Genomic DNA, 11,220 nt, shown 5'->3' with positions numbered 1-11,220 from the left:
GCTTCGCTATGCTCCGGATTCCGCAGAGATGCACACGGCGCAGGATTCATGGACACGATTCCGCCAGACCCACAGGAATCATCACAGGATCTGCTCCGACACTTCATCGAGGAGATCAGCGGTGAGCTTCAGCTGGAGCCGTTGCTGACGCGCATCGTCGAGTATGCCTGCCGTCTGATTGGCGCGGACGACGGTACCATCGGATTGTATAACTGGCACCGCGGGGTGATCCGCACCGCCGCGGTCTATCGCATGCCAGAAGGCGAGCTAGGCGCCGAGATGGGGCCTGGGGTGGGTTTGGCGGGCCATGTACTGCAAACCGGCGAGCCTCTGCAGGCGCGCTACGGTGACATTGCCAGGATCACTCTGCCCGAGTTGGCAGACAACCAGGTGATCGGGATGCCGATCCATCGCAAGGGCGAACTGACGGGGTTCTTCGGCATTGGCGTCGCACCGCCAAAGCAGCTGCCGGAGGGCGCGTTGCAGACGCTGGAACTGTTCGCCCGTCATGCCGGCATCGCGATCGAGAATGCCAGACGCTACGAGCGGGCGCGCCGACGCACCGCGCGTTTCGAGCTGGTGGCGCGGGTCGCACAGATCATCAATGCCGGTAGCGACCTCAAGCTGATGCTGCAGCAAACCGCCGATGCCATCCATGACGTACTGGAATTCCCCAACGTAGACATCCCGCTGCTGGACCCGGACGACCCGGAGGTGCTGGTGGTGGAGATTCGCGGGGGCGGCTACAAGCAGCAAATTCAGGGCGTGGACCGACTGCCGATCAGCGTCGGCGTGATGGGAGCGGCGATCCGACAGCGGCGCGCTCAGCGAGTCGACAACGCCCGCGTCGATGACCGCTACATCACCCCGCCGAGCACCCAGGGCTCGCGCGCTGAGCTGGCTGTGCCGATCCTGGTTGCTGGCCAGGCGGTCGGCGTGGTCAATGTCGAAGGCGAGCAGCCCTATGACGAGTTGGACCAGCTGACCATCGAGATCATTGCCGACCACCTCGGTATCGCTATCCAGAACGCCGGACTGCATGAGCAGAACCGCGAAGCCGCCGTGTGGCAGGAGCGCATGCGTCTGCGCCGCGAATTGCATGACTCAGTCACCCAGATTCTGTCCAGCATCAGTCTGCTCGCCCAGGCACTGCCATCGGCCTGGCGTAGCAGCCCGGAAGAAGGCGAACGCCGTGCGCAGCGCCTGGCCGAGCTGGCGCAGACCGCGTTCGCCGAGATGCGCGCCCTGCTGCGTGAGTTGCAGCCGCCAAATCAGAACTCATCGCACATTTCGCGGCGCAGCCGCAGCTTTCTCGGGCTCGAGCGCCTGCGCGATGGCGGTCTCGGCGCGGCCCTGCCGCGCTTGCTGGAAGCTATGATTCCGGAGTCGCTCGGTCGGCGCTATCGCTTCGACCTCTACGTGCCGCAGCATCTTCCACACGAGGAGGCGCTGTATCGTGTCTGTCAGGAGGCGGTTTCGAACGTCATTCGTCATTCCGGCGCGCAGCAGGTGAATGTCGAGGCCCATGTTGATCAAACCCACGTCTGGCTGTTGGTGCGCGACGATGGCGGCGGGTTGCCGGCCGACGCCCAGGGCGGGATCGGGCTGAAGAGCATGCGCGAGCGGCTGGCCCGTCTGGGTGGCGATCTGGCGCTGCGCGCAGCGCAACCCTCCGGCCTGGAAGTGTTGGCGCGACTGCCGCGCCGTGACCGTCGTCTGGAGAGTCCATGAATAACCCACCGTTGCGCCTGATGCTGATAGATGACCATGCGGTAGTCCGCGAGGGCTTGCGCGCCGTGCTCGAAGACGGCAACGGCTTTACCGTGGTGGCCGAGGCCGATTCGGGCCTCGACGCATTGCGCCAGGCTGAAGCGGCCGCGCCCGAGGTCATCCTGATCGACCTGATGATGCCGGGCCTGTCTGCCGCAGAGAGCATCCGCAGGCTGAAACACGTGCTGCCTGGCTGCAATATCATCGTCTTCACCAGCTTTGCGGAAGACGAGCTACTGCGTGAAACGCTGCAGTCGGGCGCCATCGGCTACTTGCTGAAAGACGCCTCAAAGCACGATCTGGTCAGCGCAGTCCGCTCCGTGGCCCTGGGCCAGCCGTGGCTGCATGAATCAATGCAACGCCAGCTGGTCGAGCTGCTCCGCAAGCCGCCGCCGGTGGACCCGTACGCTGCGCTCACCCCGCGCGAACGCAGCGTATTGGCCTTGATCGGCGAGGGCTTGAGCAATCGCCGAATTGCGCAACGACTCAGCCTGACCGAGGGCACGGTCAAGGGCTACGTGAGTGCGGTACTAGAGAAGCTGGGTCTGAGCGACCGCACCCAGGCGGCGCTGTTCTTCAACCGTCACAGCACATAACAGGCTGCTGAGACTGATTTCAGCCGCCTGACAGTTCCAGCATGGGAACAACTGCAAGTCGGCGCAGGCGAAGCCGGCGACTCTGCCCCCTTACTTTGGTGAGTGTCAGCCACCCACCTTCTGCACTGTCCGCCGATCAGCCTCGGGACAACACTGGCTGCCACGGGTCGGACGACGTCGTCGCGCCGGCCCGCCTTTCACGTCAGCGATGAAAACCTGCCATGCCTATCCGACTACTGTCCCGCTTTTGCCGCCCTGCTGCGGTTCGTCATGCCTCCACCTCGCTGATCGGGCAGTGCCAGCACTCCTGCGTCGGGCAAGGCGTTCTGCGGGAGATCACTCATGCTGCCCGCTGAGCGTGGTGTGTTCGCGGGAGCTAGGTGTTCGACCAAGCCGGGCCGCATCCAGCCGGTGGCGATTGTCGAAGTGCTGGACGGCTTGCCGCCGTTGCGCCTGGCACCCAGTGATGCCGCCGAAGTCGTCATGCGCATTCAGCTACAGCCTGATGATGTCGAACGCTTGGTCGCCTCTGGGGTGAATGTTGTCGTGCTGGACCTGCGCGGCCTTTGCACCTCGCATATCCGTCCCTCAATGCGATTGCTGCGGCTCCTGGTGAGCAATCTGCGGGTGGTGGCCGTCACTGATGCGGGGGACGATGCTGCAGCGCAAATGGCCATCGCTGCCGGAGCCATCGCGCATTTGAGCCGGGACACCTGCCCGCTCCGCCTGTTGCGGGCGGTTCACGCAGCCAGCCGCGGCACCCCGCATCTGGGCGAGACCGGCCAACGCGCCGTCGCGCGCCTGACAGGCTGCTGAGACTGACTTCAGCGGCCTGACAAGTCGTCTGGAAGAGCACGCCCGACCGTTGATCGGGCAAACCGAGCCGTTGCTTGCCGAGCGCCAAGACATCACCTTGTCAGTGCCGACAGCAGCCTTGAACATGCACGACGGTCGCGGTTGGTCGCCACTAGCGACTGATCGTCCGTCAAGGGGAAGCGGAATGTTTTGGTTAAGGGCCACCATGGATCGCCTTTCGCGTCGACCGGCACCGATGCCTCATGCGCATCTGCCGCTTGGCGGCGCCGTGTTGCCGTCGCTGCGTGTTCGAGTCGTAGCGCCACGCCAGCTGCCCTACCGCTGCCCCAAATGCGCCACCACCCTGAGTCGTCATCAGACTCGGCAGCGCGATTGCCCCTGCTGTGGCGAGTTCTAACAGGCTGCTGATGAGTCTCAGCAGCCTGCTGCTAAGGCCGGGCGCCTCGACCGGGTTAGAATTGGACGCCAGCTAGCAAGCTGAGGCCGGGAAGGCGTTTCGGCCAGCTGCCTGGTCTCCGGTCATCAGGCCGGGGTTCACCTACCGACCGTGCTGCTCCCATGCTTGCTGCGACTGCTGTTTCCGACCCCTACCAAGGCACCAACAATCTGGCGCTGATCCGCGGGCCGCTTGAGCGACTGCTCAGCGTTGGGCCGCAGGACGCGCTTTCGGTGGAAGACTTTCTGCGGCGGGTGAACGGCTTGGCCGCGCTACTGCAGCAGCAGGCGCCGACAGCAAATCAGGTGCTGAACTTGTGCGAGAACCGCCAACGGTTCTTGCTGGTACTGGGTGCCGCACTCAGCCGCGGCCTGCCCTGCCTGTTGCCGCCTTCGCGCGCACCCGATGTGATTGGCGAGATGCTGGCGCGTTATCCCAACGCCATTGCCATGGGCGATGACCGCCACGATGACGGGGTACGCCTCGACGCCCTTCCTGAACGCTATGTTTCACTGCCGATCGAGCTGCCATCGGCAGCTGCTGAGCGTCCCATCATCGCTGCCGAGCAACTGGCAGTGATCGGCTTTACCTCTGGCAGCTCGGGCCCGCCCAAGCCACAACCCAAGCGCTGGGGCAGCTTTTGCCTGAGCACCGGGCGCAATCTGGATCTGCTTCGTCGCTATGTCGATCGGCCGCTGCATGCGGTGGTGACGGTGCCGCCACAACATATGTACGGCATGGAAACTTCGGTGTTGATGCCCTTGCTGGGCGAGATCAGCGTCGATCAAGGCCGGCCGTTCTTTCCGGCCGATATTGCCGCGGCGCTGAGCGCGGCGTCGAGCCCGCGAGCCTTGATCACCACCCCGGTACATTTGAAGAGCCTGCTTGAGAGCGAACTGCTGTTGCCGCAGATCGATCTGATTCTCAGCGCCACCGCACCCTTGAGTCAGTCCCTGGCCGTGAAAGCCGAACAGCGCACCGGCGCCGTGGTGCTGGAGTTGTTCGGCAGTACCGAGACCTGCGTCATTGCCTACCGTGAGACCGCCCGCGAGCAGGGCTGGCAGCCGCACCCCGGCGTTCATTTCAAAGCCGAGCCGAACGGCACCTGGGTCAAAGCACCCTGGATCGACGAGCCGGTGCTGCTGCATGACCGCATGCAGATCGATGCCGATGGCCGCTTCTACTTAACAGGTCGCTGCAGCGACCACCTGGAGATTGGCGGCAAGCGCGCCTCACTGCAGGAAATCAATCAACGTCTGCTCGCCTTGCCAGGGGTGCAGGATGCGGTGGTGTTCATTCCCGAGGGAAGGGCCGGGGTCACCCGGCTGGCCGCCCTGGTGGTCGCCCCCGGCTGCAACGCACGCGACCTGCTCAAGGCCCTGCGGGCGTCGGTGGATCCACTATTTCTGCCGCGACCGCTGCGTCTGGTCGAACGACTGCCGCGCAACGACACCGGCAAGCTGCCGCGTGAGGCGCTGCTGGCCGCGCTGCGAGCGACCGAGGACTGACCTGACCTCTTCGCTGCCGCTATGTAGGTGGGCCTGCGGCCCACCACTACAGCGTTAGACAACGCTCCGATGTTCGCAATCAATCCAAAGCCTGCAACTGCAGACCCCGGTTCAGATCGACCACCACGTTGTTGACCCAGCTCATGTAGTTCTTGTGGATGTAGCGCTCGCCCTTCTTCTCTTCGAACTTCAGGTTCTCCGACGAGACGTAGGCGACGCTGATACGCTCGGCGTCATAGCTCACCGCAATGCGGGCAACGTGGTCGCGCAGATTGAGTGTCGAGTCGATCCGTCCCTGCTGCTCATTGGTGATGGTCCAGTTGCGGCCGATCAGGGCGCGCTTGATTTCCTTGACCACCTGCTCGCCGCTCAGGCCCTGCGGAATCATGATCGGATCAGGATCGTTCAGCGGCGCCTGACGCGCCCCCATCAGCAGCAACATCAAGGGCAGCAGAACGATCAACCAGGAACGACGAATTTGCATTGAGACAGACCTCGACAGTGAAGAGCCGGTGAGGATAGGCCAAGTCGGCGCCAAACGGCAGCCCTGCAGTGCACCCTAACCCGGATATTTCATGAGGTCGCGCCGAAAGATCCGGCAATTCCAAGCGGGGCGAGAGTTTCGACCGATGGTGTTGAGATAACAGAGTGTTGGCGATCTTTCGGCGCTGGCACGGCCCTCATTCGGCCGCTGCGCGGCTAAGCAGGGCATTCGCCCTGAGGTCCTTTGCGCCGATTGCCGCGTTGCTTCTCGCCTTGCACTCGACGCAAAGTCCTCGGTGATCATCCGCGCCCCCTCATGAAATATCCGGGCTAACTGACCTTAGCCAGCATGCGTTGATGGCCGATCAATTTCGCCCAGCGCCGACCGATATCGATCCACATGCAGTACAGCGCTTCCAGCAGCAGCTTGCCGGTGTCTCGCCAGGGCCACACAGCTTCGGCGGCGCATAGCCGATGCGGCATGCCCAGGGCCTGGGCAAACAGCGCGCAGCGTGCCAGATGGTAGCGATTGCTCAGCAGGTAGATGGGTGTCTCATTGGTGCCCAGCAGAGCACGGGCGTGACGAAGGTTCTGCAAGGTATCGCGGCTCTGATCCTCAAGTTGCAGCGAGACCGTCGCCGGCAGGCCCGCCGCCTGCAAGGCGCGCCGCGCCACCTCAGCCTCACTGGGTGCCGGTCCGCCGCCAAGCAAGAGCAGTTGCAATTGTGGATAGCCTCTGGCCAACACCAAGGCGCGTTCGATTCGCAGGCGAAAATCGCTATCTGGCCGTCCGCTCGGACTGTGCTTGCCGAACAGCAACACCCGCGGTTGCGCCTGGACGCTAAGCAAATCGGCAGACGCAGTGTGCGCGGTGCGCGCCACGCGCCATAGATAGATCAGGAAAACCAGACCACCGGTGAGCAGGCAGCACAGGCTGGCGACCAGCAGGCCATGGAGGGCGTCGAGGTCGGCGGCGATCGATCGGCGGTGCGCAGCGCGGCTGGAACCGGCCTGATCGACCGCGGTTGCCGACGGTCGACCGTCTTGAAGTCCAGAATTCATCCGCACAGTGTGCGCGAAGCCCATCGAGATCCCAAGCAGGCGCCAGCGCAACGGCGATAGAGCAAGACCTGCGTCGGAAGCTCTCCTATACTCGTCCTCTTTAGCTTTTTCAGCTGGGTTTCATGCGTTCGATGTCCCCTCTGGCCGTGATCGCGGCCACTGCCACCACCGCCTGCGGGCCCGGGCTGGCAGCCCTGCGCCAGGCCCTGCAAGACCAGCGCACAGGTTTGCGTCAGAACGACTTTGGCGATCAGCCGCTGGTCACCCATATCGGCCGGGTTGACGGACTGGAGGAGGCCGCCCTGCCGGCTGATTGGAGCCAGTGGGACTGCCGCAATAATCGACTGGCCTGGCTGGCATTGCAGCAAGACACCGTATTGCAGGCCGTGCAGCAGGCAATCGAGCGCTTCGGCGCGGCGCGGGTGGCGCTGGTCATCGGCACCTCCACCTCCAGCATCGGCGCTTCGGAAGAGGCCTACCGGCGACTGCAGGCAGACGGTCAGTTTCCCAGCGATCTGCAACGACCCATTGTGCATACCCCGCATTCGCTGGGCGATTTCCTGCGGCACGCCACCGCTATCCGCGGCCCGGCGGTTACCGTGGCCACCGCCTGCTCGTCCAGCGCCAAGGTGTTTGCCCAGGCCGCGCGGATGATCGAGGCAGGGCTGGTCGATGCCGCCCTGGTTGGCGGGGTCGACACTCTCTGCGGCAGTGTGCTGTTCGGCTTCAACTCGCTGGGACTGGTATCGCAACAACCGTGTCGCCCGTTCGATCGTCAACGTGATGGCCTGTCGCTGGGCGAAGCCGGTGGTTTCGCCCTGCTGCAGCGCACCGAGCCCGATGAACATGCCGGCCCCTGGTTGCTGGGCTACGGCGAATCGAGTGATGCCCACCATATGTCCAGCCCACATCCCGAAGGTCTGGGCGCGCGGCTCAGCATGCAGGCGGCGCTGGATCGCGCCGGATTGCCCGCCGAGCTGCTGGATTACCTCAACCTGCATGGCACCGCCACACCGAAGAACGACGAAATTGAAGCCGCTGCTGTCGCCGCGCTATTTCCGGCCCGACTGCGAGCCAGCTCCACCAAGGGTTTCACTGGCCATACGCTGGGCGCAGCTGGCATCGTCGAATCGATCATTGCGCTGTCTGCGCTGGAAACCGGCCTGATGCCGGCAACCCTGAACTGCATTCAACCCGACCCGACCTGCAGCCAGCAGCTGCTGTTGGCCAATCAGTCGGGCAGTGTTCGCTATGCCATGAACAACTCGTTTGGTTTTGGCGGCAACAACTGCAGCCTGCTGTTTGGCGCCGGAGCCACGCCATGAGCGGCCTGCCGAGCTTGCGAATCGAGGGCATCGGCGCCTGGGCAGCGGGCCTGCCGGACTGGCCCAGCATGGCGGCCTACGCGCGCGGCGAGCAGGATCGACTCAGCGACGCACCGCGCCGCCCAGCGCCCAGCCTGCTGCCAGCCAATGAGCGCCGGCGCGCGCCCGATTCGGTGCTATTGGCCTTGCAGGTGGCGCAGGAGGCCTGCGTCGCGGCCCAGCGCTCGCCGCGCGATCTGCCCTCGATCTTCACCTCGACCCATGGCGATCTGGCCATCACCGACTACATGTGCCAGACCTTGGCCTCGGCGCCCACCGAAATGTCGCCAACCAAGTTCCATAATTCCGTGCACAACGCTGCGGCCGGCTACTGGACCATTGGCACCGGCTGCCACCAGCCGGCCACTGCGATCTCCGCTTACACTGGCAGTTTCGCCCAGGGCCTGCTTGAAGCGGCGCTGCAGCTGGCGGCTGGCGCCGAAGCCGTGCTGCTGGTGGCCTACGACGGCCCCAGCGTCGGCCCGCTCACCGGCATCTCCAGGAGCGAGGGCCTGCTCGGCCTGGCCCTGGTCCTGAGCCTCGCCCCTGAACACAGCGATTCGCCCAGGGTCACGCTGCACTGGCACGATCGAACCGTGACTGCCGCCACGCCCGGCCCACTTCGCACGGCCCTGCAGGCCAATGCCATGTCAGCAGCCCTGATCCTGGCTGAAGCTCTGGCCAGCACCGATAGTCGCTGTGAGCTTCCGGCCGGGCCTGAGCAGTGCCTGCAGATCGAGACCAGCCAATGATCGATAGCACGGCCATTCTGATTCCGGCCCTGAACGAAGCGTTGCGCATTCGCGAAGTTGTGCAGGGCGCGCTACAGCACTGTCCGCGGGTGATCGTGGTCGACGACGGTTCCACCGACGGCACCTGCGATGAGATCGAGGACCTGCCGATCACCCTGATCCGTCACAGCGAGCGCCGCGGCAAGGGCGAGGGACTGCGCACTGGCTTTCGCGCCGCATTGGAACTGGGCGTTCAGGGCGTGCTGACCATGGACGGCGATGGCCAGCACCTGGCCAGCGACATTCCACGCCTGCTGCAGGCCGCCGCACATCACCCAGAGCATGTGGTGATCGGCGCCCGCCTGAAGAAGCGGGCACAGCAGCCAATTCATCGGCGCCTGGCCAACGAGTTCGGCGACTGGGGCATCGCCTGGGCGACCGGGTACCGAATCGCCGACACCCAAAGTGGCCAGCGCTACTATCCACGCGCCGTCTGCGAACTGGCCGACGTCACCGGCGAGGGTTTCGTTTTCGAGGCCGATATCCTGATCCAGGCAGCGCGCCGTCTGCACACCCGCTGCGTGTCGGTGCCGATCGAATCGCGCTACGCTGGCGATGGTCTGGCCGGACAGTTTCGCCGCAGTCACTTCAAGCCACTCAGCGATCTGTATCGCATCACCTCGCACGTGGTCGGTCGCGTCTGGACCTATGGCCGGGTAATTCCGCGTTATATCGAAGCGCGGCGCAGTCACGCATTGATCTACGATCCGGGCGCATGCCAGGAGTTCCTAGCGCAGGCGCTACCGGGCACATCAAGCGATGGGCGCACACCCAGATGACGCCTGAGGCGCCGTCAGCCGATGCGCAGGATGTCACCATCCTCGGCGGAGGCCTGGCCGGCCTGTGCCTCGCCTTGCAGCTGCGCCAGCGCCATCCTGATCTGCGTATCCGCGTGCTGGAACGGCGGCAGCACCCGGTACCGGAAGCGGCGTTCAAGATCGGCGAGTCCAGCGTCGAGATCGGCGCCGAGTATTTCGGTCAGGTGCTAGGACTGCAGCCGCATCTCGATCACGACCATATCATCAAGTTTGGTTTTCGTTTTTTCTTTTCCGACCAGCAGAATGAGATCGATCGCTGTGTCGAGCTCGGCGCCAGCCAATCCCTGCCGACCGGCTCCTGGCAGATCGATCGCGGCCGCTTTGAGAACTTCCTCGCCGGGCGCGCGCGCAGCCAGGGCATCGATCTGCGCACGGCAGCCAGTGTGCGCAGCTGGCGGCTCGGCGATGATAAGCAAGCGCATTCGGTGACCTGGCAAGAGGGTGATCGAACTGAGCAGGCCGAAACCCGCTGGCTGGTTGATGCCAGTGGCCGCGCCGGACTGCTGAAGCGTCAGCTGGGCCTGGCCGCCGACAACGGTCACCGAGTGAACTCGGTCTGGTTCCGGGTCAAGGGCCGGATTGAAATCGACACCTGGTCCGACTGCAGCGAATGGCAGGCACGCTGTCGTCCCCCTGAGCGCTGGCGTTCGACCAACCACCTGGTCGGCGATGGCTATTGGGTGTGGCTGATCCCGCTGGCCTCGGGTTCGCATTCGGTCGGCATCGTCTGCGATGCCGACAAGCACCCACTCGAGCGCATGCGCAGCTTCGAGCTGGCCATGGCCTGGCTGGCCGAGCGCCAGCCCCGCCTGGTCAGAGCGCTTGAGCCGATGAAAGAGCAGGTTCAGGACTTCGGCTTCTTGCGCCACCTCAGCTATGGCTGCAAGCAGGTGTTCAGTAGTCAGCGCTGGGCGCTTACCGGCGAGGCCGGGGCCTTTCTCGATCCGTTCTACTCGCCGGGCAGCGACTTCATCGCCATTGCCAATACCTATATCTGTCGCTTGATCGAAAAAGACCTGGCCGGCGAGCCCTGGGCGCCGTATGCCCAGGTCTACGAACAGCTGTTCTTCAGCTTCTATGACAGCACGCTGGCAATGTACAAGGGCCAGTACCACTTGTTCGGTCGGCCAGACGTACTGCCGCTCAAGGTGCTGTGGGACTACAGCTACTACTGGGGCGTGCTCGGGCCGATGTTCTTTGCTCGCCGCCTCGATGACCTGCCCAGCCTGTCGCGACTGCGCGAGGACCTGGCCGGAGCCAAGGCACTTAACCTGTCGATGCAGCACAAATTCGCTGAGTGGGGACACCGAGCAGCGGCAGCGAGCGGCACAGCACCCAGCGCCTTTCTCGATCAGGCCTCGTTGCCCTGGTTTGCCGAACTCAACCGAGCGCTGCGCGATCCGCTCAACGATAGCCAGTTCCGCGCGCGGCTGCGGGACAACCTGCAAAGACTGCGTGACCTGGCGGCAGAGATCGAGCAATCATTCAACCAGCGTCCGAGACGGACGCCGCCAGCAGCATCGATTTCGCCGAACGGATTACTTCCGCCGACCTGGCGGACGTAGCCGACTTGTCC

The 11,220-nt window shown here is 64.3% G+C and carries 10 protein-coding genes; 8 read left to right on the top strand and 2 right to left on the bottom strand.

Features of this window, described 5'->3' with window-relative positions; all coding sequences use genetic code 11:
* The first annotated feature begins 48 nt into the window (after positions 1-48).
* From IFO71_RS06675 to IFO71_RS06660, 4 genes are all read left to right on the top strand, one after another.
* Positions 49-1,731 carry a GAF domain-containing sensor histidine kinase gene (locus tag IFO71_RS06675; RefSeq protein WP_192028771.1) on the top strand — a complete coding sequence of 561 codons (1,683 nt, stop codon included), beginning with the start codon at positions 49-51 and terminating at the stop codon, positions 1,729-1,731.
* Positions 1,728-2,366 carry a response regulator gene (locus tag IFO71_RS06670; protein ID WP_192028770.1) on the top strand — a complete coding sequence of 213 codons (639 nt, stop codon included), beginning with the start codon at positions 1,728-1,730 and terminating at the stop codon, positions 2,364-2,366. The genes IFO71_RS06675 and IFO71_RS06670 overlap by 4 nt, the downstream gene beginning before the upstream one ends.
* Before the next feature lie 342 nt (positions 2,367-2,708).
* The gene (locus tag IFO71_RS06665) at positions 2,709-3,182 is read left to right on the top strand and encodes a hypothetical protein (protein WP_192028769.1); all 474 of its coding nucleotides are present in this window, start codon (positions 2,709-2,711) and stop codon (positions 3,180-3,182) included.
* Between the two features lie 612 nt (positions 3,183-3,794).
* The gene (locus tag IFO71_RS06660; protein ID WP_425502874.1) at positions 3,795-5,126 is read left to right on the top strand and encodes an AMP-binding protein; all 1,332 of its coding nucleotides are present in this window, start codon (positions 3,795-3,797) and stop codon (positions 5,124-5,126) included.
* Positions 5,127-5,205: 79 nt separating this feature from the next.
* Here the strand turns inward: IFO71_RS06660 and IFO71_RS06655 are convergent, their stop codons facing one another.
* On the bottom strand, positions 5,206-5,610 hold the full coding sequence (locus IFO71_RS06655) for a hypothetical protein (RefSeq protein ID WP_192028767.1): 405 nt from the start codon (positions 5,608-5,610) through the stop codon (positions 5,206-5,208).
* Positions 5,611-5,939: 329 nt separating this feature from the next.
* Complete coding sequence (locus tag IFO71_RS06650) at positions 5,940-6,671, bottom strand: YdcF family protein (protein ID WP_192028766.1); 732 nt, start codon at positions 6,669-6,671, stop codon at positions 5,940-5,942.
* A 131-nt stretch (positions 6,672-6,802) separates the two neighbouring features.
* On the opposite strand from IFO71_RS06650, the gene IFO71_RS06645 reads away from it, so the two are divergent.
* From IFO71_RS06645 to IFO71_RS06630, 4 genes are read left to right on the top strand one after another with little or no spacing between them, the layout of a single operon-like run.
* On the top strand, positions 6,803-7,996 hold the full coding sequence (locus tag IFO71_RS06645) for a beta-ketoacyl-[acyl-carrier-protein] synthase family protein (protein WP_192028848.1): 1,194 nt from the start codon (positions 6,803-6,805) through the stop codon (positions 7,994-7,996).
* A gap of 5 nt (positions 7,997-8,001) precedes the next feature.
* Complete coding sequence (locus IFO71_RS06640) at positions 8,002-8,787, top strand: beta-ketoacyl synthase chain length factor (RefSeq protein ID WP_192028847.1); 786 nt, start codon at positions 8,002-8,004, stop codon at positions 8,785-8,787.
* Positions 8,784-9,605 (top strand): glycosyltransferase family 2 protein, encoded by an 822-nt coding sequence (locus IFO71_RS06635; protein ID WP_192028765.1) that lies wholly within the window; start codon positions 8,784-8,786, stop codon positions 9,603-9,605. The genes IFO71_RS06640 and IFO71_RS06635 overlap by 4 nt, the downstream gene beginning before the upstream one ends.
* Complete coding sequence (locus IFO71_RS06630; protein ID WP_225444453.1) at positions 9,542-11,209, top strand: NAD(P)/FAD-dependent oxidoreductase; 1,668 nt, start codon at positions 9,542-9,544, stop codon at positions 11,207-11,209. The genes IFO71_RS06635 and IFO71_RS06630 overlap by 64 nt, the downstream gene beginning before the upstream one ends.
* The last annotated feature ends 11 nt before the right edge of the window (positions 11,210-11,220 follow it).

Origin of the sequence: Pseudomarimonas arenosa, from assembly GCF_014841215.1 — a bacterium.
Lineage (GTDB): Bacteria > Pseudomonadota > Gammaproteobacteria > Xanthomonadales > Xanthomonadaceae > Pseudomarimonas > Pseudomarimonas arenosa.
This window is presented reverse-complemented; position numbering and strand designations above follow the sequence as displayed.